Origin of the sequence: Streptosporangium minutum (genome assembly GCF_002149035.1) — a bacterium.
GTDB lineage: Bacteria > Actinomycetota > Actinomycetes > Streptosporangiales > Streptosporangiaceae > Streptosporangium > Streptosporangium minutum.
Map to the genome: position 1 here is coordinate 19203 of NZ_NGFP01000025.1, position 25040 is coordinate 44242.

The 25040-nt window shown below is 70.8% G+C and carries 25 protein-coding genes; 12 read left to right on the plus strand and 13 right to left on the minus strand.

Translation table 11 applies throughout. From position 1 onward, the window contains the following. Window positions 1-109 precede the first annotated feature (109 nt). The 5 genes from rpsR (at window position 110) to CA984_RS08190 (ending at window position 3592) form a co-directional block, all read left to right on the plus strand. Window positions 110-346 carry a 30S ribosomal protein S18 gene (gene rpsR, locus CA984_RS08170; RefSeq protein WP_012895699.1) on the plus strand — a complete coding sequence of 79 codons (237 nt, stop codon included), beginning with the start codon at window positions 110-112 and terminating at the stop codon, window positions 344-346. 13 nt (window positions 347-359) lie between these two features. Continuing rightward, window positions 360-806, plus strand: coding sequence for a 50S ribosomal protein L9 (gene rplI / locus CA984_RS08175; RefSeq protein ID WP_012895698.1), 447 nt, complete (start codon window positions 360-362; stop codon window positions 804-806). A gap of 132 nt (window positions 807-938) precedes the next feature. Continuing rightward, window positions 939-1799 carry an ABC transporter substrate-binding protein gene (locus CA984_RS08180; protein WP_086569899.1) on the plus strand — a complete coding sequence of 287 codons (861 nt, stop codon included), beginning with the start codon at window positions 939-941 and terminating at the stop codon, window positions 1797-1799. A gap of 91 nt (window positions 1800-1890) precedes the next feature. Beyond that, on the plus strand, window positions 1891-2739 hold the full coding sequence (locus tag CA984_RS08185; protein ID WP_086569901.1) for an amino acid ABC transporter permease: 849 nt from the start codon (window positions 1891-1893) through the stop codon (window positions 2737-2739). 109 nt (window positions 2740-2848) lie between these two features. After that, complete coding sequence (locus CA984_RS08190) at window positions 2849-3592, plus strand: amino acid ABC transporter ATP-binding protein (protein ID WP_086569903.1); 744 nt, start codon at window positions 2849-2851, stop codon at window positions 3590-3592. A gap of 4 nt (window positions 3593-3596) precedes the next feature. Here the strand turns inward: CA984_RS08190 and CA984_RS08195 are convergent, their stop codons facing one another. Together CA984_RS08195 and CA984_RS08200 are read right to left on the minus strand one after the other, a co-directional pair. Beyond that, the gene (locus CA984_RS08195) at window positions 3597-5159 is read right to left on the minus strand and encodes an amino acid permease (protein ID WP_086569905.1); all 1563 of its coding nucleotides are present in this window, start codon (window positions 5157-5159) and stop codon (window positions 3597-3599) included. A gap of 111 nt (window positions 5160-5270) precedes the next feature. Further along, window positions 5271-6581 carry an MATE family efflux transporter gene (locus CA984_RS08200; RefSeq protein ID WP_086569908.1) on the minus strand — a complete coding sequence of 437 codons (1311 nt, stop codon included), beginning with the start codon at window positions 6579-6581 and terminating at the stop codon, window positions 5271-5273. Window positions 6582-6919: 338 nt separating this feature from the next. Between CA984_RS08200 and dnaB the strand changes: the two genes are divergently transcribed. Next, entirely contained in the window at window positions 6920-8275 is a 1356-nt protein-coding gene (dnaB, locus tag CA984_RS08205) for a replicative DNA helicase (RefSeq protein ID WP_086569910.1), read from the plus strand. 306 nt (window positions 8276-8581) lie between these two features. On the opposite strand, the gene argG is transcribed toward dnaB, so the two are convergent. The 3 genes from argG to CA984_RS08220 form a co-directional block, all read right to left on the minus strand. Next, window positions 8582-10030, minus strand: a complete 1449-nt coding sequence (gene argG, locus CA984_RS08210; protein WP_086569912.1) for an argininosuccinate synthase — start codon at window positions 10028-10030, stop codon at window positions 8582-8584. Between the two features lie 198 nt (window positions 10031-10228). Beyond that, the gene (locus tag CA984_RS08215) at window positions 10229-10741 is read right to left on the minus strand and encodes an anthrone oxygenase family protein (protein WP_086569914.1); all 513 of its coding nucleotides are present in this window, start codon (window positions 10739-10741) and stop codon (window positions 10229-10231) included. Window positions 10742-10833: 92 nt separating this feature from the next. Then, on the minus strand, window positions 10834-11670 hold the full coding sequence (locus tag CA984_RS08220; protein WP_086569916.1) for an NAD(P)H-binding protein: 837 nt from the start codon (window positions 11668-11670) through the stop codon (window positions 10834-10836). 82 nt (window positions 11671-11752) lie between these two features. Between CA984_RS08220 and CA984_RS08225 the strand changes: the two genes are divergently transcribed. Further along, the gene (locus tag CA984_RS08225; RefSeq protein ID WP_086569918.1) at window positions 11753-12682 is read left to right on the plus strand and encodes an AraC family transcriptional regulator; all 930 of its coding nucleotides are present in this window, start codon (window positions 11753-11755) and stop codon (window positions 12680-12682) included. 27 nt (window positions 12683-12709) lie between these two features. On the opposite strand, the gene CA984_RS08230 is transcribed toward CA984_RS08225, so the two are convergent. Next, window positions 12710-13429, minus strand: coding sequence for a phosphodiesterase (locus CA984_RS08230; protein WP_242675808.1), 720 nt, complete (start codon window positions 13427-13429; stop codon window positions 12710-12712). Between the two features lie 119 nt (window positions 13430-13548). Further along, window positions 13549-14484, minus strand: coding sequence for an NADP-dependent oxidoreductase (locus CA984_RS08235; RefSeq protein ID WP_086569922.1), 936 nt, complete (start codon window positions 14482-14484; stop codon window positions 13549-13551). A gap of 104 nt (window positions 14485-14588) precedes the next feature. On the opposite strand from CA984_RS08235, the gene CA984_RS08240 reads away from it, so the two are divergent. Then, the gene (locus CA984_RS08240; protein WP_086569924.1) at window positions 14589-14987 is read left to right on the plus strand and encodes a winged helix-turn-helix transcriptional regulator; all 399 of its coding nucleotides are present in this window, start codon (window positions 14589-14591) and stop codon (window positions 14985-14987) included. Here CA984_RS08240 and CA984_RS08245 read toward each other — a convergent pair. After that, the gene (locus CA984_RS08245) at window positions 14984-15445 is read right to left on the minus strand and encodes an Lrp/AsnC family transcriptional regulator (protein ID WP_086569926.1); all 462 of its coding nucleotides are present in this window, start codon (window positions 15443-15445) and stop codon (window positions 14984-14986) included. The two genes, CA984_RS08240 and CA984_RS08245, sit on opposite strands and share 4 nt — an antisense overlap. A gap of 106 nt (window positions 15446-15551) precedes the next feature. Between CA984_RS08245 and CA984_RS08250 the strand changes: the two genes are divergently transcribed. Then, window positions 15552-16451: an SMP-30/gluconolactonase/LRE family protein gene (locus CA984_RS08250; RefSeq protein WP_086569928.1), complete on the plus strand. Its 900-nt coding sequence runs from the start codon at window positions 15552-15554 to the stop codon at window positions 16449-16451. 160 nt (window positions 16452-16611) lie between these two features. Here CA984_RS08250 and CA984_RS08255 read toward each other — a convergent pair whose 3' ends face one another. Continuing rightward, complete coding sequence (locus CA984_RS08255) at window positions 16612-17346, minus strand: ABC transporter permease (RefSeq protein ID WP_086569930.1); 735 nt, start codon at window positions 17344-17346, stop codon at window positions 16612-16614. Continuing rightward, window positions 17343-18242 carry an ABC transporter ATP-binding protein gene (locus CA984_RS08260; RefSeq protein WP_086569932.1) on the minus strand — a complete coding sequence of 300 codons (900 nt, stop codon included), beginning with the start codon at window positions 18240-18242 and terminating at the stop codon, window positions 17343-17345. The genes CA984_RS08255 and CA984_RS08260 overlap by 4 nt, the downstream gene beginning before the upstream one ends. Before the next feature lie 133 nt (window positions 18243-18375). Between CA984_RS08260 and CA984_RS08265 the strand changes: the two genes are divergently transcribed. Continuing rightward, a complete protein-coding gene (locus CA984_RS08265; RefSeq protein WP_086569934.1) occupies window positions 18376-19899 on the plus strand; it encodes a sensor histidine kinase in 1524 nt (507 codons plus the stop codon). After that, window positions 19896-20561 carry a response regulator transcription factor gene (locus CA984_RS08270; protein WP_086569936.1) on the plus strand — a complete coding sequence of 222 codons (666 nt, stop codon included), beginning with the start codon at window positions 19896-19898 and terminating at the stop codon, window positions 20559-20561. The genes CA984_RS08265 and CA984_RS08270 overlap by 4 nt, the downstream gene beginning before the upstream one ends. Window positions 20562-20586: 25 nt before the next feature. On the opposite strand, the gene CA984_RS08275 is transcribed toward CA984_RS08270, so the two are convergent. Next, the gene (locus tag CA984_RS08275; protein ID WP_086569938.1) at window positions 20587-21240 is read right to left on the minus strand and encodes a response regulator; all 654 of its coding nucleotides are present in this window, start codon (window positions 21238-21240) and stop codon (window positions 20587-20589) included. 343 nt (window positions 21241-21583) lie between these two features. Between CA984_RS08275 and dnaN the strand changes: the two genes are divergently transcribed. Beyond that, window positions 21584-22681, plus strand: a complete 1098-nt coding sequence (gene dnaN / locus CA984_RS08280) for a DNA polymerase III subunit beta (RefSeq protein ID WP_086569940.1) — start codon at window positions 21584-21586, stop codon at window positions 22679-22681. A gap of 117 nt (window positions 22682-22798) precedes the next feature. Here the strand turns inward: dnaN and CA984_RS08285 are convergent, their stop codons facing one another. Together CA984_RS08285 and CA984_RS08290 are read right to left on the minus strand one after the other, a co-directional pair. Further along, window positions 22799-23488, minus strand: a complete 690-nt coding sequence (locus tag CA984_RS08285; RefSeq protein WP_037932652.1) for a FadR/GntR family transcriptional regulator — start codon at window positions 23486-23488, stop codon at window positions 22799-22801. Between the two features lie 108 nt (window positions 23489-23596). Beyond that, complete coding sequence (locus tag CA984_RS08290) at window positions 23597-24955, minus strand: helix-turn-helix domain-containing protein (protein ID WP_086569942.1); 1359 nt, start codon at window positions 24953-24955, stop codon at window positions 23597-23599. Window positions 24956-25040: the final 85 nt, after the last annotated feature.

The following is a 25040-nucleotide window of genomic DNA, read 5'->3' on the forward strand; positions in this document are numbered from 1 at the left end:
GGTCGGTCCGGCCGTCCTCCGGGACGGCCGGAGATCGCATCCTGAAACCCAGTCCATATCCGCAGCGACCATTCCCGCCTCACGGCGGGGCTCTGAGAGGAGCACCACGATGGCCAAGCCGGCACTGCGCAAGCCTAAGAAGAAGGTTTGCCTGTTCTGCCATGACAAGATCTCCTACGTCGACTACAAGGACACGGCGCTGCTTCGGAAGTTCATCTCCGACCGCGGCAAGATCCGTGCCCGCCGGGTGACGGGCAACTGCACCCAGCACCAGCGTGACGTGGCGACCGCTATCAAGAACGCTCGTGAGATGGCGCTCCTGCCGTACATGAGCACCGCGCGCTAAGGAGGTCGGACAGATGAAGCTCATTCTCACCAGTGAGGTCACCGGCCTCGGCGCCCCCGGCGACATCGTCGAGGTCAAGAGCGGCTACGGCCGTAACTACCTGCTCCCCCGTGGCTTCGCGATCCTGTGGACGCGCGGCGGCGAGAAGCAGATCTCCTCGATCAAGAAGGCTCGCGACGCCCGCGAGATCCGCGACCTGGGCACCGCCCAGGAGGTCGCGGGCCAGCTCAAGTCCCTGAAGGTGGTCCTGAAGACGAAGGCCGGCGACTCCGGCCGTCTCTTCGGCTCCATCACCACGGGCGACGTCGCCGACGCCGTCAAGGCCGCCGGCGGCCCCCTGCTCGACCGCCGTCGCATCGAGATCGCGCCCGCGATCAAGAGCCTCGGCTCCCACCGGGTCAGCGTCAAGCTGCACCCGGAGGTCTCCGCGGCCCTCGACATCGAGGTCGTCGCGGCCTGACCGGTCACGCGTCATGAGGGCTCTTCCCCGTCCGCGGGGGAGAGCCCTCATCCGTATGGCGAGACAATGTTACCCGGGGTCACCGCACATACGTAGAATTCGTGAGTCGTTGCTTGATTCTGGAGGTTTGTCATGATCCGTCCTTCGATGCTGCTCGCGCTCGGCGCCCTCGCGGTGGCCGCCGTAGCATGTGCGCCGGCCTCGGAAACGGCGGTTCAGGCAGCCCCCTCCGCCCCGGCCACCTGCGCCAAGGACCAGCTCACGCTGAAGACCCCGGGCAAGCTGACCATCGGCACCGACAAGCCCGCCTACGAGCCGTGGTTCAAGGACGACGACCCGGCCAACGGCAAGGGCTTCGAGAGCGCGGTGGCCCACGCCGTCGCCAAGCAGCTCGGCTTCGAGAGCGGCGAGGTGGCCTGGGCCACGGTGAAGTTCGACACCGCGTTCGCCCCCGGCGCCAAGCAGTTCGACTTCGACCTCAACCAGGTCTCCGTGACCCCTGACCGGGCCAAGGTCGTCGACTTCAGCAAGGGCTACTACACGGTCAAGCAGGCCGTGGTCGCGCTGGACGGCTCCAAGGTCGCCTCCGCGACGGACCTGGCCGCCCTCAAGGACGCCAAGATCGGCGTGCAGGTCGGCACCACCTCGCTGCAGGCGGTCAAGGACGTCATCAAGCCGTCGGCCGAGCCGAACGTCTACAACGAGCAGATCGACGCGGTGAACGCGCTGAAGAACAAGCAGGTCGACGCGGTGGTGGTGGACCTGCCCACCGCCTTCTACGTGACCGCCGCCCAGGTCGAGAACTCCAAGATCGTCGGCCAGTTCGGCGCCGCCTCCGGCACGCCCGAGGTCTTCGGCGCGGTCTTCGAGAAGGGCAGCCCCCTGGTGGGCTGCGTGAACGAGGCGATCGACAAGCTGACCTCCTCCGGCGAGCTCGCCAAGATCGAGACCGAATGGCTCGGCTCGGCCGCGGGTGCTCCGGAGCTGAAGTGACCGGGACGGCCTCACCGGGCGCCGGCATGCCCCCGGCGCCGGCGGCGTTCCGCGGACGGGACGCCCTCACCCGGCGGACGACGGTGATCGTGTGACGGCCCACGCGGCCTGGGTGAAGAGCGAGCGGCAGGCGGAGCGGGAGCGACTCCGCAGGAAGAGGTCGGTCCGGTCGAGTTCGATCGCGACCACCTCGACGGTCCTGCTGATCGTCCTGCTCGTCTGGGTCTTCACCAACTCGCCCGGCTGGCCCCGGGTCCAGGAGACGTTCTTCAACCCCGAGCAGTTCGTGAAGGCGCTGCCGGACGTGCTGAGCGGCTTCCTGCTCAACATCAAGATCTTCCTGATCGCCGAGCCGCTGATCCTGATCGTGGGCCTGCTGGTGGCGCTGGCGCGCAACCTCAAGGCGCCGGCGTTCTTCCCGCTGCGTGCCCTCGCGGTGGCCTACACCGACATCTTCCGCGGCGTGCCCACGATCCTGGTCATCTACCTCGTCGGCTTCGGCCTGCCCGCGCTCGGCCTGCAGGGCATGCCGACGGATCTGGCGACGCTGGGCGTCATCGCGCTCACCCTGTCCTACGGGGCGTACGTGGCGGAGGTGTTCCGGGCGGGCATCGACTCGGTGCATCCGAGCCAGTGGGCGGCGGCCCGCTCCCTCGGGCTGAGCCACGGCAGGACCATGCGGTACGTGGTGGTCCCGCAGGCCGCGCGCCGGGTGGTGCCACCGCTGCTCAACGACTTCGTCTCGCTCCAGAAGGACACCGCGCTGGTCGCCACGATCGGCCCGCTGGAGGCGCTGCGCCAAGCGCAGATCCACGCCGCCAGCACCTTCAACTACACGCCCTACCTGGCGGCGGCGCTGCTGTTCATCCTGCTCACCATCCCCATGGCCCGCTTCACCGACTACCTGGCGGCCCGGTCGCAGCGGCGGCGGGGCCAGTGAGCGCGCGCGCAGGACAGGCCGGCGGGCGCGGCGGCGGGTACGGCGGGCGGGCCGGCGGGAACGACGGCTCCGGCTCACGGCCCGGCGAGCCGCCAGTCGAGGAGAACCCATGAGCCTGCTGACCATCGAGGGCGTCTGGAAGAACTACCACGGCAACAGCGTGCTGCGCGGAGTCGACCTGTCGGTCGATGCGCACGAAGTGGTCTGCCTGATCGGCGCCTCCGGCTCGGGCAAGTCCACGCTGCTGCGCTGCGTGAACCTGCTGGAGACCGTGGACGACGGTGTGATCTACCTGGACGGCGACGAGCTCACCGACGTCCGGGTCGACGTCGACCAGGCGCGCAGGCGCATGGGCATCGTGTTCCAGGCCTTCAACCTCTTCCCGCACATGACCGTGCTGGACAACATCACCCTGGCCCCGCGCAAGGTGCACAAGGTCGGCCGGGGACAGGCCGAGGAGGAGGCCCGCGAGCTGCTGGCCAGGTTCGGCCTGGCGGACAAGGCCGGGGCCTACCCGGACCGGCTCTCCGGCGGTCAGCAGCAGCGCGTCGCCATCATCCGGGCCCTCGCCACCCGGCCCAGCCTGATGCTGCTGGACGAGGTCACCTCGGCGCTGGACCCGGCGCTGGTCAAGGAGGTGCTTGAGATCATCCGGGAGCTCAAGGAGGGCGGGATGACCATGATCCTGACCACCCACGAGATGGGCTTCTGCCGGGAGATCGCGGACACCGTCTGCTTCCTGGACGGCGGCGTGCTCCTGGAGCGCGGCAGCCCCGAGCAGATCTTCACCGATCCCCGGGAGCCCCGGACCCGGGAGTTCCTGCGGAGCGTGCTCGACAGCCGGCGGCTGTAGGGCCTCAGCGGCGGTGCCGGCCGCGGCTCTCGGTGCCGCGGCTCTCGGTGCCGCGGCTCTCGGCGCCGAGGGGGTCGGCCGCCGGCCGGGCTCCGGCGAGCACGCTGTTGCGCCTGCCGTACAGCAGGTAGACCAGCACGCCGAAGGCCATCCAGGCGGCGAAGTACAGCCAGGTGATGACCTGCAGGTTCACCAGCAGCCACAGGCAGGCGAGGATCGAGGCGATCGGCACGCCGGGGGAGAGCGGGACCCGGAAGCCCCGGGGCAGGTCCGGCATCGTCCGCCGCATTCTGATCACCCCGGCGGCCACGGCGATGAAGACGAACAGGGTGCCGATCACGACCAGCGGTTCGAGCGTCAGCACCGGTACGAACTCGGCCAGCAGGATCGCCACCCCGCCGATGAGCAGGGTGACCCGGGTCGGGCTGTGGTAGCTCCGGTTGATCCTGGCCAGCGGGCGGGGGAACAGCCCGTCGCGGGCCATGGCGAACATCACCCGGGTCAGGCCGACGAGCAGCACCAGGACGACCGTGGTGAGGCCGAGGACCGCGCCGATGTTGATGATGTGCGCCATGAAGCCCTCGTCCGCCTGGCGGAAGGCGTTGGCGAGCGGAGCCTTGGGGTTGATCCTGTCGTAGGGGGTCATGCCGACCATCACCAGCGCGACCACGATGTAGATGACCGTGGTGATCACCAGGCTGCGGATGATGCCCTTCGGGATCGACCGGGGGGCGTCCTCGGCCTCCTCGGCCGCGGTGGCCACGATGTCGAACCCGATGTAGGCGAAGGCGATGACCGCCGAGGCGGCGAAGATGCCGAACCAGCCGAACGCGCCCGTCTGGCCGAACATGAGGCCGAGCAGCGGGGAGTTCAGGGTGTCGTCGGCCGTTCCGGCGGGGACCGCGGGGACGGGGATGGCGGAGAGGTTCCGCTGGTCGAAGTGGGTGGCGCCGACCACGATGACCGCGCCGACGGCCAGCAGCTTGGCGACCACGATGATCCACAGGGTGCGCAGGCCCACCCGGGCGCCCAGCGCCACCACGGCCGTCAGCACCACCAGGATGAACAGCGCGAACAGGTCGAACCCCTCGGCCTGGCCGGTGATCCTCGCCAGGAGGTCCGGGAGGCGCACGCCGAGGTCGGCGAGCATCTGGGCGGCGTAGAGGGACCAGGCGCGGGCCACCACCGCGGTGGCGAGCAGCAGCTCCATCACCAGTGCCCAGCCGACCAGCCAGGCCCACACCTCGCCGAAGATGACGTAGGTGAAGGTGTAGGCACTGCCCGAGGTCGGCATGGCCGACGACAGCTCGGCGAAGCAGAAGGCCACGAGCAGGCTGGTGATTCCTGCGATCATGAAGGAGAGGATCACGCCGGGGCCGGCCATGGTGGCCGCCTGCCGGCCGGCGACGCTGAAGATGCCCGCACCGATCATGACGCCGAGACCCAGGACGACGAGGTCCGTACGGCCGTAGGCCTTGGGGAGGCCGTGGCGCGCGCCGGTCCAGCGGTTCGTGACCTCGGTGGGCGGAAGGCGGCGTAAGATCGATAAAGACGTACCTTCGGGCACGGCGCGACCCCATCATTATGGGTGGAACACCCTTGTAGCGGACGTGTTCACAGTGCCGCAGGGGGTTGCGTCGTACAAGAGGTAGCCGGTCACGTGGTGGACACCGCCAGATCACGCACCGATCACCAACCACGCCCTGCCGTAGGCGCGCGTTCCCAGAGTGACCAGCCGGGCCGTCATCCACACCCCCAGCGCCAGCCAGAGCGCGGTCAGGCCGCCGCCGCCGAGGACCACCAGCAGCGCGGCGGGCAGGTAGGCGAGCGTCGTCCACATGCTCGCCCAGGCGAGATAGCGCTGGTCGCCGGCGCCGATCAGCACCCCGTCCAGGACGAAGACCACCCCGGCGATCGGCTGCAGGGCCGCGATCACCCACATCAGGTCGAGCAGCTCCCCGGCCACCGCCGGGCCCGCGTCGAACAGGCCGGGCACGAACGGCCTGGCCACGACCACGGCGAGCCCCAGCGCCACGCCCGAGCCGATCCCCCACATGACCATCCTCCAGGTCGCCGTCCGGGTCCCGGCGACGTCACCGGCGCCCAGGGTACGGCCGGTGATGGCCTGCCCGGCGATGGCGATCGCGTCCAGGGCGAAGGCCAGCAGGGTCCAGATCCTGACGGCGACCGTGTGGGACTCGATCTGGTCGTCCCCCATGCGGGTGGCGACGGCCGCCGCGATGGTCATCACCACCTGCATGCACGCCGTACGGATGACCAGGGCGACCCCGGCGGAGCCCGCCGCCCTGATGCCCGCCAGATCCGGCCTGAGCGGCGCTCTGTGCCGCCCGAAGACCAGGGCGAGGTAGACCGCGGCGCCGAGCGACTGGGCCAGCACCGTGCCCCAGGCCGAGCCCGCGACACCCCAGCCCATGCCCAGGACGAACACCAGGTTGAGCACCGCGTTGAGCGCGAAGGAGCCGACGGACACCAGCAGCGGGGTCGTGGTGTCCTGCATGCCGCGCAGCACGCCGGTCCCGGCCAGGACGAGCAGCATGGCCGGGACGCCCAGCAGGCTGATCCGCAGGTAGGTGACCGCCTGCCGGGCGAGCTCGCCCTCGGCGCCGATCAGGTGGACGAGCGAGGGCGCGAGCGGCCACACCACCGCGATGATCACCAGGCCGACCCCGGCGGCCAGCCAGAGGCCGTCCACTCCCTGCCGCATCGCCCGCAGGGTGTTGCCCGCGCCGATCTGCCGGGCCACCGCCGCCGTCGTGCCGTAGGCCAGGAACACGCACAGTCCCACCAGGACGCTCAGCACGGTGCTCGCCACCCCCAGCGCGCCGAGCGCGGGGGCGGGCAGGTGGCTGACGATGACGGAGTCCGTCAGCAGGAACAGCGGCTCGGCGACCAGTGCTCCGAAGGCCGGCACAGCCAGCCGGAGGATCTGCCTGTCGTGTTCGCGGCCGGCTCTGGGGGTAAGAGGCACCCCTCTATTGTGCCTCTTACTCAGGGGGCGGCTCCCATAAGGATCAAGGGGACGGGACACGCCATGTGAGGATAGTCTCGGCGTGTCGCCCCAACTTTCTTTCCTCCACAGGCAGTGGATGACGTTTTTGCTGGCCAGACGGCTGTGCGGGGCTGTGGACAAGAGTTATCCACAGAACTGTCCCCAGGCTGTCCCCGCCCCTGGGGAAGAACTGGCCACCTTATCCACACCCCTGTCTACAGGTCGCGTTGCCACTTGGTCCGGCGAGCGTGGAAACTGTCAGACTGGCCGGTTAAAAATGGGGATAGCGTAACTGTGTTCGAAAGAGGGGGTGTGCGGTGAGCATCGCGGAGCCACCGGTCTTCGAGCCGGGATTCGAGCGCACCCCACCGAACAACATCGAGGCGGAGCAGTCCGTCCTCGGTGGCATGCTGCTGTCCAAGGACGCCATCGCCGACGTCGTCGAGATCATACGGTCCGACGACTTCTACCGTCCGGCCCACCAGATCATCTACGACATCATCACCGACCTCTACGGCCGGGGTGACCCCGCCGACGCCGTCACCATCTTCGACGAGCTGCAGAAGCGCGGCGAGGTCGCCCGGGTCGGCGGCGGCGCCTACCTCCACACCCTGACCGCCGTCGTGCCCACCGCGGCCAACGCGGGCTACTACGCGCGGATCGTCCGCGAGCAGGCCATCCTCCGGCGGCTGATCGAGGCCGGCACCCGCATCGTCTCCTTCGGGTACGGCGGGCAGGACGAGGAGGTCGACGACCTCGTCGACCGCGCCCAGGCCGAGATCTACAAGGTCACCGAGCGCCGCACCTCCGAGGACTACGTCCCCCTGGCCGACATCATGCCCGGGGCCCTCGACGAGCTGGAGGCCATCGGCGGCCGGGGCGGCCAGATGGTCGGCGTCCCCACGGGCTTCCAGGACCTCGACGCCCTCACCAACGGCCTCCACCCCGGCCAGATGATCGTCGTGGCCGCCCGCCCGGCCATCGGCAAGTCGACTTTGGGGCTGGATTTCGCCAGATCTGCCGCTATCAAGCACGGTATGACGACTGTCGTGTTCTCGCTGGAAATGTCGCGTAATGAGATCACGATGCGTCTGCTGTCCGCCGAGGCGAGGGTGGCGCTGCACAACATGCGTTCGGGCACGATGACCGACGACGACTGGGCCAAACTGGCCCGGCGGATGGGTGAGGTGGCCGAGGCGCCGCTGTTCATCGACGACTCGCCCAACATGTCGATGATGGAGATCCGGGCCAAGTGCCGCCGTCTCAAGCAGCGCAACGACCTGCGCTTCGTCATCATCGACTACCTGCAGCTGATGTCCTCGCCGAAGAAGACCGAGAGCCGCCAGAACGAGGTCTCCGAGATCTCCCGTGCCATCAAGCTCCTCGCCAAGGAGCTGGAGGTCCCGGTCATCGCGATCTCCCAGCTGAACCGTGGTCCCGAGCAGCGGACCGACAAGCGCCCCATGGTCAGCGACCTCCGCGAGTCGGGCAGCATCGAGCAGGACGCCGACATGGTCATCCTGCTCCACCGGGAAGACGCGTACGAGCGCGAGTCACCCCGCGCGGGCGAGGCCGACCTGATCGTGGCCAAGCACCGTAACGGCCCCACCGCCACGGTCACCGTGGCCTTCCAGGGCCACTACAGCCGCTTCGTCGACATGGCCCCCCACTAGGACCGTCCCTGGCCGGTTCCCGTCGGCCAGGGCCACTGCCGGGCCGGTTGCCCGTCCTGCTGAGCCGGCACGTCCTGTTGAGCGCCGGCACGTCCTGCTGAGGCGGCGCGGAGCCCGCGTTCGCCGCTCGCTCCTCCTGGTGGGTGGAGTACGGCCCGGCGGGCGGGGTGCGGCCTCCTGGGGTGCGGCCGGAGTCCGGCGGAAACTGTCATGGACAGTCCATTTCGCTGGTATTCCGACCCCAGCCTCAGAATGAGCGGATCTCCGGTGGCCTCCCTGCCGGAGGCGTGAGCCGATGAGGTCCCGTCAGTCGGTGCCGGACTCCATCGCGGCGCGGTCGAGCATCTCGTCGTCGTCGGAGACCGGGCCGCGTGAGGCGATGGCCTCGGCGCCGCCCTGCGGCATCGCGCCGATCAGTCCGGTCGAGGCCGCCTGGGCGGCGCCGATGAGCGCGGGATGGTCGGTGCCGACCATCCCGAGGCTGGCGTACTGTTCGAGCTTGGCGCGCGAGTCGGCGATGTCGAGGTTGCGCATGGTGAGCTGGCCGATCCGGTCCACCGGGCCGAACGCCGAGTCCTCGGTGCGCTCCATCGACAGCTTGTCCGGGTGGTAGCTGAAAGCCGGGCCGGAGGTGTCCAGGATCGAGTAGTCCTCACCGCGCCGCAGCCGCAGCGTCACCTCGCCGATGACCGCCGTGCCCACCCAGCGCTGCAGCGACTCTCGCAGCATCAGCGCCTGCGGGTCGAGCCAGCGGCCCTCGTACATCAGCCGGCCGAGCCGCCGTCCCTCGTTGTGGTAGCTCGCCAGGGTGTCCTCGTTGTGGATCGCGTTGACCAGCCGTTCGTAGGCCGCGTGCAGCAACGCCATCCCGGGCGCCTCGTAGATGCCCCGGCTCTTGGCCTCGATCACCCGGTTCTCGATCTGGTCCGACATGCCCATGCCGTGCCGTCCGCCGATCGTGTTCGCCTCCATCACCAGGTCGACCGGGCTGGCGAACTCCTTGCCGTTGATCGTCACCGGGCGGCCCTGGTCGAAACCGATGGTCACGTCCTCGGCGGCGATCTCGACCGCGGGATCCCAGAACCGCACGCCCATGATCGGGTCCACGGTCTCGATGCCGGTGTCGAGGTGCTCCAGGGTCTTGGCCTCGTGGGTGGCGCCCCAGATGTTGGCGTCGGTCGAGTAGGCCTTCTCGGTGCTGTCGCGGTAGGGGAGGTCGTGGGCGAGCAGCCACTCCGACATCTCCTTGCGGCCGCCGAGCTCGGACACGAAGTCCGCGTCGAGCCAGGGCTTGTAGATGCGCAGGTGGGGGTTCGCCAGCAGGCCGTACCGGTAGAACCGCTCGATGTCGTTGCCCTTGAACGTCGAGCCGTCGCCCCAGATCTGCACGTCGTCCTCGATCATCGCCCGGACCAGCAGGGTCCCGGTGACGGCACGGCCGAGCGGCGTGGTGTTGAAGTAGGCGCGCCCGGCCGAGCGGATGTGGAACGCGCCGCAGGTGAGCGCGGCCAGGCCCTCCTCGACCAGCGCCGCGCGGCAGTCGACCAGGCGCGCGATCTCGGCGCCGTACGCCAGCGCGCGGCCGGGCACCGAGGCGATGTCGGGCTCGTCGTACTGGCCGATGTCGGCGGTGTAGGTGCACGGGACGGCACCCTTGTCGCGCATCCACGCGACGGCGACCGAGGTGTCGAGGCCGCCCGAGAAGGCGATGCCGACGCGCTCGCCGGTCGGCAGGGAGGTGAGAACCTTGGACATGAGACAAGAGTATGCATTGCATCGCATGATCATGCAAAATCCCGATCGGCCTGCACGAGATTTGCGGCCCGTGACGCGTTTCTTGACCGCACCCCGACTCCCCGGTACGGGGAATCCCCCGGTCGGCCGCGGCGGCTCGATCACGATGTCGCGGGCCTTGGCGCGGGCCGAGGGGCCCCGGGCGCGGGGACGGGGAGCCTACGCTCCGGTGGAGGTGATGCCGCCGTGGAGCACCAGGGCCCAGAGGAGGCAGCCGAACGCGGCAGTGGACGTCAGCGCGCGGATGAGGTTCCAGCGGTTCCACGTCGCCTCGAAGGCCTCGCGCACCGCCGCGAGGTCGGCGATGCCGTCGGGCTGTCCGGCCGCGGCGAGCTGGTCGTTGAGCGGCACGTTGACGGCGGCGGTGATGGCGAACGTCAGCCCGTACAGCACCAGGGCGGCCACGATCCAGGGCAGCACGTGCCGCCCGTCCCCGCGCAGGTGCAGCGCTCCCGCCAGGGCGATCAGCGCCAGCGCGCCCATGAAGGGGACGAGGAACCAGCCGTTGAGGATCTTCACATTGATCCACTGCATCGCGCTGACGAAGGTCCGGTCGTCCGTCCGGCCGAGGCCGAGCATGACGGCGCAGGTGAACGCGTAGAACAGGCCCGCAATGAGCCCGGTGGTCAGTGTGGACGCGACCAGCGCGGCGCTCCGGAACAACTCGAACATCCCATCCTCCGTTACGGAAATCCAATGTGCGGCCACGGACGCCGGGCGTGCCCTCGCGGGATCCCGCCCGGCGTCCGTGGATCGCGGGTCTCTCAACCGTTCCAGACGCCGGTGGCCGCCGCATCCCGCGCGTAGTCGGCGAAATCCCGGGGCTCCCTGCCCAGGGCGAGCCGGACGCCGTCGGTCAGGTGGGCGTTGCGGCCGTCCAGGACCTTGGTGAACAGCTCGGTCAGCATCGTCGCCTCCTCAGCCGGTACGCCGTGCTCCACGAGCGCGTCCGCGTACTCCTCGGCGGAGACCGGTACGTACTGCACCTCCCTGTCCGCCGCTTTGGCGATCTCTCCGGCGGCGTCGGCGAAGGTCAGCAGCCGGGGGCCGGTCAGCTCGTATATCCGGCCCGCGTGCCCGTCCTGGGTCAGCGCCGCGACCGCGACGTCCGCGATGTCCTCGACGTCGATGAACGGCTCCGCCACGTTCCCGGCGGGCAGGGCCACCACGCCGCTGAGCACCGGCTCCAGCAGGTAGTGCTCGCTGAAGTTCTGACAGAACCAGCTCGCCCGCAGGATCGTCCACTCGGCGCCGGACTCCTGGACCGTCCGCTCGCAGGCCTGGGCCTCCTCCTCGCCCCGGCCGGACAGCAGGACGAGCCGCCGGACGCCGCTGCCGGCCGCCAGCGCGGCGAAGGAGCCGATCGAGGCGGCGGCGCCGGGGGCGGCCAGGTCCGGGTAGTACGTCACGTAGACCGACTCCACGTCCCGCAGCGCGGGTGCCCACGTGGCCTGGTCCTCCCAGTCGAACGGGGGCGTGCCCGAGCGGGAACCGGCCCGCACCGGCAGGCCGCGAGCGGCGAGCCGCTCCACCACGCGGCGGCCGGTCTTGCCCGTTCCGCCGAGGACCAGCGTCGTTCCCTGTCGCGTGTTCTCTGTCATGCCTCAAGTGAAGCGCCGGCGGGGTGAGACGCACCATGGTTGAGAGCTGCAAATCCATGTTTATGCGTCTAAAGTGAGGCGCATGGACGTGCTCGCGGGTCTCCTGGACGGGCCGAGGGCCCGGGGAGCGTTCCTGCTACGATCGATCTTGAACCCACCCTGGTCCCTGCGGATCCAGGACCGGGCGCCGCTCACCCTGGTGGCCATGATGCGGGGCCAGGCGTGGGTGATCCCCGACCACGGGGAAACGGTACGGCTGCGCCCCGGAGATGTCGCGATCATGCGCGGTCCGGATCCGTACACGGTCGCCGACGACCCGGCCACCCCGCCCCAGGTGGTGATCCATCCCGGACAGCACTGCACCACCCCGGAGGGCGAGTCCCTGGCCCAGGAGATGGATCTGGGCGTCCGCACCTGGGGCAACAGCCCGGACGGCTCGACGGTGATGATCACCGGCACCTACCAGATGCACGGAGAGATCAGCCGGCGGCTGCTCGCGGCGCTGCCCGCGCTGCTGGTCCTGCCCGAGGACGCCTGGGACTGCCCGCTGATCCCGCTGCTCGGCGACGAGATCGTCAAGGACGAGCCGGGGCAGGCGGCCGTGCTCGACCGGCTGCTCGACCTGCTGCTCATCGCCGTCCTGCGGGCCTGGTTCTCCCGCCCGGAGGCGGAGGCGCCGGCGTGGTACCGCGCCCACAGCGACCCCGTGGTGGGCCGGGCCCTGCGGATGCTCCACAACAACCCGGCCCACCCCTGGACCGTGGCCGCGCTGGCGGCCGGGACCGGCGTCTCCCGCGCGTCGCTGGCGCGTCGCTTCACCGACCTGGTCGGCGAGTCGCCCATGGCGTTCCTCACCGGCTGGCGGCTGGCCATGGCCGCCGACCTGCTCCGCGAGACCGACGCCACCATCGGCGCGGTGGCCCGGCAGGTCGGCTACGGCAGCTCCTTCGCACTGAGCACCGCCTTCAAACGCGTGCTCGGCGTCAGCCCGCAGGAGCACCGTGCCATGTGAGGGCGCGAGCCGCCACGCCGTACGGGGTCAGAGGACCGGACGCATGTGGGTGGTGAGGCGGCCGTCGTCGAAGACGTGTACGGCGATCTGGGGCGGGAGGTCGAAGTCGCGGGGGTCCGGCGAGGCGTACTCCTGGGGGAGCAGCGCGGTGGAGACGACCCCCGGGGCGACGATCAGGGGCAGGCCGGCGAAGGTGGTGCTCGCCGGGGTGTGGGCGTGGCCGGCCAGCACGGCCACCACCTGGGGGTGCCGCCGCAGGACCTTCTCCAGCCGCTCCGGGTCCCGTAGCCCGATGGTGTCCACGTAGGGGATGCCCAGCGCCACCGCCGGGTGGTGCATGCCCACGATGACCGGGGTGGCGGGGGATTCGGCGAGCACGGTCTCCAGCCAGGTGATCGTCTCGTCCTCCAGGAGGCCCTCCGGCCGCCCGGGGACGCTGGAGTCGCACAGGGCCACGGTCAGGCCGTCGAGCCGCAGGACCTGGTTGACCGGCCCGTCGCCGTCCTGGCCGAGAAGGACCTCGCGGAAGACCGGGCGGACGTCGTGGTTGCCCGGGCAGAGCACCGTCGGGTAACGCGAGGCCAGCAGCTCGCGTGCGGTCGCGTACTCCTCGGCCGTACCGTGGTCGGCGATGTCCCCGGTCACGATGACGGCGTCCAGCGGGCCGGGCAGGTCCTCCAGGTGTCGCATGACGGCCCGCGCCCGCTCGACGCTGCGGGGGGAGCCGCCGATATGGATGTCACTCACATGCGCCAGTGTCAGCATGCTCCACAGGGTGACACGCGCAGCCCTCCGCCCGCCCGCCCGTTACGGCCGGCGGTCTGCCGGCCGTACCGGGCGGGACGTCAAGGAGCAGGGCGGGACGGTCAGGGGAGCAGGACGAGGCGCCCGCGGAGACCGCCCGCGGTGAGGCGCTCGTGGGCGGCGGCGGCCTCGGCGAGCGGGAGGACGCCGGCCACTCTGAGGGTCAGCCGGCCCTCGTCCGCCAGCCGGGCGAGCTCGGCCAGCCGGGCCCCGTCGGCGCGGATCCAGACGTTGGCCACCCGGGTGCCGCGCAGCGGGACGGGCGCCGCGCCGCCGAGCACGGCCACGAGGGAGCCGCCGTTGCGCACCGCGGCGAGCGCGGCCGTGCCGACCGCGGCGGCGTCGATCGCGCCGTGCGTCCCACCCGGCACCAGCTCCCGTACGGCGGAGCCCAGCTCGGCGTCGCGGGGTACGAAGAACTCCGCGCCGAGGCTCCGGACGAGCTTCTCGTCCCCGGCGCCCGCCACGGCGACCACCCGGAGCCCGCGCGTCACGGCCAGCTCGACGGCGTATCCGCCCACCCCGCCCGCCGCCCCGGTCACCAGCAGGGTCTGGCCCGCGGTCAGGCCGGCGAGGTCCAGGGCCTGGTCGGCGGTGAGACCGTTGAGCGGGAGCGTGGCCGCCTGTGCCGGGGTGGCACGGGCGGGCGCGGGGGCCACCACGGCGGCGTCCAGCACGATCCGCTCGGCGTAGGCGCCGAGGGGGAGGTCGAGCCGGTCGGCCAGTCCGATCACCCGGTCTCCCGGGGCGAACCCGGTGACCCCGGCGCCGACCTCCTCGACCACCCCGGCTGTGTCCCAGCCGACCCCGTGGACCTCGCGCCGCTCCGCCAGCCCTGCCTCGACGAGCAGTCCGGTCCGGACCGCCACGTCGACGGGGTTGACGCCTGCGGCCTCCACCCGTATCCGCACCTGACCGGCGCCCGTCCGGGGGACCGGCACCTCCTCGATCTCCAGGGCCTCGGGCCCCCCGAACGAACGGACCACCACTGCGCGCATCGCCGCCTCCATGACTTCTGATCGGATGGGGACGAACCTATGAAGTGTTACTCTCCATCAGGAAGTACGTACCTGGAAGTGCGTACCGCACCGGAAGGGGCGCCATGGCCACCGAGACGGCCGCGCAGCGGCGAGACGGCGCGCGGGCCGCCTACGACGCCTACCTGGCGGCCTGCCCGGCCAGGGAGCTACTCGACACGATCAGCGACAAATGGGTCAGCCTGATCCTGAACGCGCTGTCGGACGGCCCGCTGCGCTACAGCGACCTGGGCCGGGTCATCGCCGGCATCAGCCAGAAGATGCTCACCCAGACCCTGCGCGGCATGGAGCGCGACGGCCTGGTCTCCCGCACGGTCACCCCCTCGGTGCCGGTCCGCGTCGACTACGCCCTCACCGAACTCGGCCGCGGCCTGCAGCCGGTCATGCTGGCGATCAAGACATGGGCCGAGAGCAACATCGAGCGGGTCCACGGCGCCCGCCAGGCCTACGACAGCCGGCCCTAGCCGCGGGGGCTGTCGCCCCGGGGGTCGAGGGGGCGTTCGAAGAAGGTCTCCAGTACGACCACGGTCCGGGTGCCGGTGACCCCCGGGACCTCGTGCAGGCGCCTGAGCACGGCCTGCAGGTCCTCGGTGCTGGAGGTGCGCACCTTGACCAGCAGGGTCGCGGCCCCGGCGACGATGTGGGCCTCCTCGATCCAGGGCAGCGCGGCGAGCGCGTCGGCGGTCTCCTCGCCGCCCATCCACGCGTTGGCGTCGATCATCACGAAGGCCGCCACGCCCTTGCCGACCGCCGCCGGATCGACGTCCACCGAGGTCCGCCTGATCACGCCCCGCAGACGGAGCTTGCGCACGCGCTCGTGGGTGGCCCCGCTGGACAGGCCCACGGCCTCGCCGAGCGCGGCGTAGGACCGGGTGGCGTCGGCCTGGAGCAGGGCGAGGAGTTCGCGGTCGATGTTGTCCACGGTGATTCATCGTAGTGCCGAACATCAGTCGATAAAAATGGGTGTTGACCGAATGCCATATCGTCCTCTTAGGTAAATACGGAATGACATCCTAAGGATGGGGACGATGGAGACGATCGAAGCACGTTTCGAGACGCTGGACGACCGGTTCAAGGCCTGCCGGGGTGACGACCGTATCGAGCGGCTCCACACGGGTTGCCGCTGGGCCGAGGGCCCGGCCTACTTCCCGGCGGGCCGTTTCCTGGTCTGGAGCGACATCCCCAACGACCGGATGCTCCGCTGGGACGAGATGACCGGCGCGGTCGGCCCGTTCCGGCAGCCCGCCGGTCACACCAACGGCCACACCGTCGACCGTGAGGGGCGGCTGGTCTCCTGCGAGCAGGGCAACCGCCGGGTCACCAGGACCGAGCACGACGGCTCCGTCACGGTGATCGCCGACCGCTGGGAGGGCAGGCGGCTCAACAGCCCCAACGACGTGGTGGTGAAGTCGGACGGGTCGATCTGGTTCACCGACCCGTCCTACGGGATCGACACCGACTACGAGGGCCACCGCGCGGAGAGTGAGATCGGGGCCTGCCACGTCTATCGCGTGGACCCGGCCGCCGGGGAGGTCCGGGCCGTGGCCGAGGATTTCGTCCGCCCCAACGGGCTGGCCTTCTCCACCGACGAGTCCACGCTCTACATCGTCGACACCAGGATCAACCACATCCGGGCGTTCGGCGTGAACGAGGACGGCACGCTCTCGGGCGGGCAGGTGCTCGCCACGTGCGACTCGGGCGTCTTCGACGGCATCCGCGTGGACACCGCCGGACGGATCTGGGCGGCGGCCGGGGACGGCGTGCACTGCTTCGACCCCGACGGCACGCTGATCGGCAAGATCCACATTCCCGAGACCGTGTCCAACCTCTGCTTCGGAGGCCTCAAGCGCAACCAGCTGTTCATCACGGCCACGGCCTCGGTCTACACCATCCTGCTCACCGTGAACGGCGCCGCCCGGCCCTCGTAGGCCGGAGCCGGACGGCGGGGGCGCCGCCACCGTGACCGGCCCCGCGCTCACGGACGGCGTCCTCGGCGGAGAACTCGACCGGCCCCCGTACGGCCGGCAGCGCGGGCCCCGTCGGTCGGACGACAAGACAGCGGCGCGGCGGGCCGTACCGGGCGGGGGACTACTCCCACCGGAACAGCCGCGCGGACAGCACGCCGGTGACGAGCACGGTCGCGGCCATCACCGCCAGGTGCAGCGGCTGGGGCGCGTGACCCGCCCACGTGTCGCGGATCGCCTGGGCGAACGGCGCCATCGGCAGGAAGTCGCCGACCCGCTGCGCCAGGTCCGGCAGGAGCTCCCGGGGGACCCACATGCCCGCCATGAAGAGCAGCGGGAACATCAGGAGCGAGCCGATGCCCGGCGCGGCCTTGGCGCTGGGCGCCACGGCGGCGATCAGCAGGCCGAGGCCGAACATCGAGGCGCTGCCGAGCAGGAACACGCCCGCGAACGCCAGGAGACTCCTGGGCACGGCCACCCCGAGGACGAGGTTGCCCAGGCCGATCAGCAGGGCGGTCGCGACGACCGCCACCGCGACGTTGTTCACCACCTGGGCGACCAGCAGCCGGACCGGCCGGACCGGGGTGGTCGACATCCGGCGCAGCACGCCGCTCTCCCGGTAGGCCACCAGGGTGCCCGGCAGCGCGGTCAGCGCCATCGTCACCACCGACAGCACCACCATCATGCCGGGGAGCTGGGTGTCGATCACCCGCTGCCCGCCCAGGGCGGGATCCGCCTGCTGGAACCCGGGGATGCTGCCCAGCCCGAGCAGGAGCGCGAGAGGAAGCAGGATCGCGAAGATCGGACCGCCAGGCTCCCGCAGGAAGAGCTTCGCCTCGGTCAGGATCATCTTGTTCATGCGGAGATCTTCTTTCCGGTGAGAGCGAGGAAGGCGTCGTCGAGGGTGGCCCGCTCCACCCGCAGGTCGGCGGGGACGATCCCGGCCGCGGCCGCGGCGGTGGTGACCGCGAGGAGCAGGTCGCCGGTGCCGGTGACCTCCACCTGGCCGCCGTCGCGGCTCACCCCGGTCACCTCGGGCAGGACGCCGAGCACCGCGTCGTCGAACGGGCCGGAGGGCCGGAACCGGACGCGCTGCTGACCGCCGGCTCGGGAGATCAGCCCGGACGGGCTGTCCACGGCGACCACCCGGCCGGAGTCGATCACCGCCAGCCGGTCGCAGAGCCGCTCCGCCTCCTCCATGAAGTGGGTGACCAGCACGATCGTCACGCCGTCCGCGCGGACCTGTTCGATGAGCTCCCAGGTGTCCCGGCGGGCCTGCGGATCGAGGCCGGTGGTCAGCTCGTCCAGGATCGCCACGCGAGGGCCGCCGATCAGCGCGAGCGCGATGGACAGCCGTTGCTGCTGGCCGCCGGAGAGCTTGCCGTAGGGGGTGTCCCGCTTGCCGGCGAGCCCGACCCGCTCCATCAGCGCGCCCTGGTCCGCGGGCGTCCGGTAGAAGGAGGCGTAGAGGTCCAGCGCCTCCCAGACCTTGATCTTCGCGGGCATCGCGGAGCTCTGCAGCTGGACGCCGAGCCGCTCCTTGAGCTCGGTGCCGCTCAGGCCGCCGAGCACCTTCACGGTGCCGGAGTCGGGCGTGCGCAGGCCGGCGACGCATTCGACGGTCGTCGTCTTGCCCGCGCCGTTGGGGCCGAGGACGCCGAATATCTCGCCCTCCTCGACGGTGAACGACACGTCGTCCACCGCGAGGTGATCGCGGTACCGCTTGCGGAGGTTGCTGACCTCGATGACCTTCATGCCGACGACCCTAGGAAGCCCGCGGGCCGCGCAGAATCCGTCTGGGCACCCGGCCGGGGTGTGGCTACCTCCACCCCGGGACGGCATCCAGCGTCATTGGTACGGCGAGGGCGGATGGACGAGACTCCATGCCATGAAGCGACATGTGGTGGCGATCGGCCAGGGCCTGGCACTGGGGCTGCTGGCCTTGGCGGACATCGTCCTGATCGCTCTGTCCCTGGTCACCGCCATGCTGACGGGGCTGGGGATGATCTTTGTCTTCACTCCGACGATTCGCCTGATCAGGCGTCGCACCATGCTCGCCAGGGAGCTCACCGGCCGGTGGCTGGGCACGCCGGTGGCGCCGTCCTACCTGCCGCCCCCGCCTCCGCCCCGGCCCCAGCCCGACGGCTGGTACCGGCACGAGCGCCAGCTCTACAAGACACCGCGGTGGCCCGAGTGGAACAACCGCTGGAAGTGGCTGTTCACCGACCCGGCCACCTGGCGGGACGGGCTCTGGCTGTTTCTGAACCCGGTCGCCGGGACGTTCCTGCTGCTGCCCTTCGCCGTGGCCGGCTGCTTCCTGGCGGCACCGTGGTACCCGAACCCGGTCGCCACGCCCGCGGCGGCGGTGGCGGCCCTCGCCACGGTGATCGCGATGCCCTGGCTGCTGCGCGGCTACGGGTGGTGGAACCACCTGCTGCTGTCGCCCACGGCGCGGTCCGTCCTGGCCGGCCGGGTCCAGCGGCTCGACCGGGTCCGCCTGGAGGCGGCGGACTCCCAGGCGGCCGAGCTGCGGCGGATCGAGCGCGACCTGCACGACGGGGCCCAGGCCAGGCTCGTCGCCATGGGGATGACGCTCGGCGCGGTCGAGGAGCTGATGGACAGGGATCCGGCGGCGGCCAAGGCCCTGCTGGCCAAGGTGCGCGAGGCCTCGTCCACGGCGCTCACCGAGCTGCGCGGCCTGGTCCGGGGCATCCACCCGCCGGTCCTGGCCGAACGCGGCCTCGGCGACGCCGTACGGGCCCTGGCGCTGGACAGCCCGATGAAGGTCACGGTCACCGTCGACCTGAAGACGCGTCCGGAATCACCCGTCGAGTCGGCCGCCTACTTCTCGATCAGCGAGCTGCTCACCAACGCGGCCCGGCACGGCGGCGCCGAGCGCGTGTGGATCGACATCAGCAGGCAGGACCGGACCCTGCGCGTCACCGTCACCGACGACGGCTCGGGCGGCGCCGACCCGTCGCGGGGCAGCGGCCTGCGCGGCATCGAGCGGCGGCTGGCGGCCTTCGACGGGGTGCTCGCGATCAGCAGCCCGCCGGGGGGACCGACCACGGCCATCATCGACCTGCCGGACGCGCTGACCTGGTCCGAGCCGGAGACCAAGGTCCCGATGCCGCGGTGGAAGCTCGTCGTCGTCGGGCTGGGCTGGGGCCTCGGGTGGCTCCCGCTGTTCCCTCAGGGGCTGGTCACGATGGTCGCCAAGCTCGCCGGCGCCGACGCGTTCAGCTGGTTCCTCGCGCTCTACCTGCCCGGGCCTTGGCAGTGGCCGATGATCGTCTTCAACATCCTGCTGGGCCTCGGCATGTACGGCGCGGCCCTGGCCCTCCCCATCGCGCATGCGCGCCGGCACTCGATGACGGAGAACACCATACGCAGTCTAAAGTTGGACCGATGAGTCCGAGAGTCGTCATCGCCGAAGATCTCTACCTGCTCAGGGAAGGCCTGGTCCACCTGCTCCAGGCGCACGGCTTCGAGGTCGTCGCGGCGGTCGAGTCCGGGCCCGAGCTGCTGACGGCGCTGACCGGCGAGCGGCCCGACGTCGCCGTGGTGGACGTACGGCTCCCGCCCACGTTCACCGACGAGGGTCTCCAGGCGGCGCTGGCCGCCCGCAGGGCCGTCCCCGGCCTGCCGGTGCTCGTGCTCTCCCAGCACGTCGAGCAGCTCTACGCCCGCGAGCTGCTGGCCGACGGCTCCGGGGCGATCGGCTACCTCCTCAAGGACCGGGTGTTCAACGCCGAGCAGTTCGTCGACGCGGTCCGCCGCGTCGCCGCCGGAGGCACCGCGATGGACCCCGAAGTGATCGCCAAGCTCCTGGCCAGCACCGCCCGGCACGAGCCGCTCGGCGCGCTGACCCCGCGGGAGCGCGAGGTGCTGGAGCTGATGGCCGAGGGCCGTTCCAACGCCGCCATCTCCCAGCGCCTGTTCCTCAGCGAGAGCGCGGTCGGCAAGCACACGGCCAGCATCTTCGGCAAGCTCGGCCTCGCCCCCTCCGACGACGACAACCGCCGCGTCCTGGCCGTCCTGACCTACCTCAACGCGGCCCGCTCCCAGCCGTAGCCGCCTCCCGCCCGCGCGGAGGACGTCAGGCGGGCTGGATCAGCCCGGTCTCGTAGGCCGTGATGACCGCCTGGACCCGGTCGCGCAGGCCGAGCTTGGTCAGCACGTTGCTCACGTGGGTCTTGACCGTGTGCTCGCTGACCACCATCGTGGCCGCGATCTCGGCGTTGGACAGGCCGCGGCCGAGGAGTTCGAGGGTCTCGCGTTCCCGGGCGGTCAGCGTGTCGAGCCCGGCCGCCGGCGCCGGGGGCCTGGCACGCCTGCGCACCATGTCGTCGATCAGCCGCCGGGTCACCGACGGCGCGAGCAGCGACTCGCCGCCGGCCACCACCCGGACCGCCTGCACCAGGTCGTCGCGGCGCACGTCCTTCAGCAGGAACCCGCTGGCCCCGGCGTGCAGCGCGTCGTAGACGTAGTCGTCCTGGTCGAACGTGGTCAGCATGAGCACCTTGGTGTCCGTCTCCTCGCAGACCACCCGGGCAGCCGCGATGCCGTCCATCCTGGGCATCCTGATGTCCAGGAGCAGCAGGTCGGGCCGGTGCTCGCGGACCGCGGCGACCGCCTCGGCCCCGTCACCGGCCTCGGCCACGACGGTGATGTCCGGCTGGGCGTCCAGGATCATGGAGAATCCGCCCCTGACCAGCTCCTGATCGTCGGCCACCACCACACGGACGCCCATCACCCAACCGCCTTTCGGTTTTCCCGGAGCCGGGCCGGTAAACGAGGAACCTCGTATGTCCGACCATATTGGTCAGCGCCTCCGGAATGTCCCGGCGGGCCATCGGTCAGCGTCTCCGGAATGTCCTGGGCCGCGGTCCCCCGTCCGGCCGGGACGCGGCCGGAGACGGCCCCCGATAGCCGTACGGCCTGCCCCGCCCCTCCGGTCACACCGGCTCCCGTGGCCTCGCCCGCACGAGGCATATGGGGTGGCTCGGAGGTTCTTGTCGGTCCCACCGGCTACCGTTCTGTTGACGTACGGCTCCCGCGCGTGGTGGTGCCGTTCAGGACGAAGGGATGATCAGGTGAAGTTCCAGGTTAACCGTGATGTCCTGGCCGACGCGGTGGCCTGGGTCGCCCGGGCGCTGCCGAACCGTCCGGCCCTCCCCGTGCTCTCCGGTCTGCTGCTGGAGGCCGACGACGACCTCGTGCTGTCTGCCTTCGACTACGACGTCTCCGCCCGGGCCTCGATCGAGGCCGACGTGGCGGAGCCGGGCCGGGTGCTGATCCCCGGCCGGATCCTCGCCGAGATCACCCGGAGCCTGCCCGCCGAGCCGGTGGAGATCGTCACCAGCGGCTCCGAGGCGGTGCTGACCTGTGGCAGCGCCGAATTCGGCCTGCTCACCATGCCGGTGGAAGACTTCCCGACCCTGCCGTCCATGCCGCCGAAGATCGGCGCGGTCGGCGGTGGCGTCTTTGCGAGCGCGGTCGGCCAGGTGGCGCCCGCGGCCAGCCGTGACGAGACCCTCCCCATGCTGACCGGCGTCCGGATCGACATCTCCGGCGAGACCGTGGCCATGGCCGCCACCGACCGCTATCGCATCGCGGCGAGGGAGTTCGGCTGGCGCCCCGAGGAGCCCGGCGCCGCGGCCGCGGCCATGGTGCCCGCCCGGGTGCTCGTCGAGGTGGCCAGGTCGTTGCGCGGCGGCGAGGTGTCGATGGCGCTGGGCGACGGTGTCGCGGGCTTCGAGAGCGTCGGCCGGAGCACCACGGTCCGCCTGCTCGACGAGCAGTTCATCGACTACCGCGCGCGGCTGACCGACGACTGGTCGATCCGGGCCGACCTCCGGGTGGCCCCGTTCATCAGCGCGATCAAGCGCGTCGCGCTGGTCGCCGAGCGCAACACCGCGGTCCGGCTGTCGTTCAGCCAGGGGCAGGTGCTCATCCAGGCGGGCGGCGGTGACATCGGCCGCGGCACCGAGGCCATGGAGGCGGAGCTGTCCGGCGACGGCATTCAGATCGCCTTCCAGTCCCAGTTCCTGCTGGACGGCCTGGCCGGGGTCGAGACCGAGTTCGTCCGGCTCAACATGGAGTCCCCGAGCCGGCCGGCCCTCATCACCGAGGTTCCCGGCGACGCCGACCCCGCCTTCCGCTACCTGGTGATGTCCCTGCGCCTCACCTGACCGAGTCCCGCCCGACGTGCGAAAGGGCCCGCTCCCTGAGGAGCGGGCCCTTTCGCACGTCGGGGGTCTTCGCTGTTGATCAAGTCAGGCTGTCGGCGGCGCTCGTGGCCGATACGGCTAGGGAGAGAGCTCCTGAGCCTCGGTCAGGGCGATCAGGATGTGCTCCATGCACGCGTGGCCGGCGCGTTCGGCGGCGGCCACGTCGCCGGCCGCGATGGCGCGGGCGATGGCTTCGTGCGGGATGTAGGTGCTGTTGAGCGAGGTGCCCGCAGCGGTGATGCTCGCCCGCAGGGCGGCCGAGAAGTCCTCGTAGAGGTCGATCAGGACCAGGTTGTGGGTGGCCTGGACGACCGCGATGTGGAAGGCCAGGTCGGCCTCGACGAACGCGTTGGGCTCGCCGATCTCCCAGGCCCGCTCCCGTTCGGCCAGGGCGGCTTCGATGCGGACGATGTCGGCGTCGCTGCGCCTCGTCGCGGCCAGTCTGGCGGCCTCCACCTCCAGCGCACGCCGTACTTCCAGGATCTCCAGTTGCTCGGCGGTGCGCAGCCGCCGCAACATGGCACCCGACAGTTCGCTGGTGGCGCGGACGTACGTGCCGTCGCCCTGACGGCACTCCAGCAGGCCCGCGTGAGTGAGCGCCCTCACCGCCTCGCGCACGGTGTTACGGCCGACCCCGAGCTGTTCGGCGAGCACGGTCTCGGTGGGAATCTTCGCGTGCATCTGCCAGGAGTTCGAAGTGATCTGCTCTTTGAGCTGATCGATCACCTGGTCGACGAGGGACGCTCGCTGCGCCGTACGCAGACTCACAGTCCGCCTCCTCCGGGGAAACCAATCATCCTATGAGTCAATGACTGGTCGACCCTAATTATTCCGGAGGCAGAAAAACAAATCCAGAGGCCTGCTGAGTGAGTTGTTTTACCGAACCAGCGCCGAATCGACCGTCACACCAACCATCGCACTACGCACTCCGGCGGCTTCGAGCGCCTTACGATATGCGCTCGCCTGCTCCTCGCCGGCACCGACCCGGCTGTAGAGGTCGCCGAGCTCGCGCCAGACCCGTGCGATCTCCCGGTCAGGGCTGGAGGCCCCGGACCGAAGGTCGTCGAGCAGCCCGCGGGCGCTGTGCAGGATGGTCGTGACGTCGCCTTCGCCGCGGGTGAGCGCGACCTGGGCGAGGACGAGGTGTGCGGTGGCCGCCGTGGCGCTGATCTGGCCGCTCAGCGTGTCGAGGGCGGACCCGGCCAGGTCGGCCGCGCGGTCCGGATCGCCGCTTCTGAGCTGGACGTAGGCGAGCACCACCAGGCTCTTGGCGTGGTCGTCCACCCTGTCGGGGAACGCGCCGAAGACCTCGCTCGCGGCGGTCGCGAACCGGTGGGCCTCCTCAAGCGGTTCCTCGCCGTGGGAGGCGGTGAAGCGCGACCAGTCCATCGCGATACGGGCCAGCCGGAAGGCCATCCGGGTCGGACGTCCGGTCGCGATCGCGTCGTCGGCCAGGCGGACGGCCAGCGCCGAGTCCTCGCCCTCGGCGGCGGTGATGCTGGCCTGCCAGAGGGCGTGGATCTCGGCGGTGCGGTTGACCGCGGCCGGAACGCCGTTGACCGACAGGATGTGCCGGACGTAGGACAGGCCCGGTGAGCGCGGTCCGCGGGAGATCTCGGTCTCCATCAGCGAGGCGGCCAGGTCCACGGCGATCTCACCCTGGGCCAGGGCCAGCCGGTTCACCTGGGTGAGGGCATGCGTGGCCAGGTCATGGGCGCGCAGGGCGTCGCCGGCGTGCTGGTAGCAGCGGCTCAGCGCCACCGTCAGGGGCAGGTCGGCCAGCCGTTCGGGATGGGCGGCCGCCTCGCGCCGGAGCCGTTCGAACGCCTCCACCGCCGGGCCGATCCTGCCCTGGGACTCCAGGGCGCGGGCCCGGCCGAACCGCGCGTGCGCGGCCAGCATGGCGTTCTCCTCGCCGGCGACCTTGACGATCTCGCCGAACCGCTCGGCGGCGGCGGACGGATCGCCGTGCTGCAGCTCCAGCTCCGCGTGGCGCAGGCCCAGCTCGGTGTCGATGCGCTGGCGCGGCTCGATCCCGTGCAGCAGGAACTCGGTGGTGCACCCCAGCCGTTCGGCGAGAAGGCGCGCCACCACCGGAGTCGGCGTGCGCTTGCCGGACTCGATGAGGGAGACATAACTGTCGGAGAGGTCAGGCCCTGCTAGCTGGGCCTGAGACATGCGCCTACTCAGCCGCAGTCCGCGGACGCGGTCACCGATGGTTCCCTGACTCGGCATCTGATCTCTCAGGGCGGGGGATGGTCAATGTTCCCGCCATGATTGCATGAAGCAGTCGAATCGGGTAACCCCACGTGAAAAATCC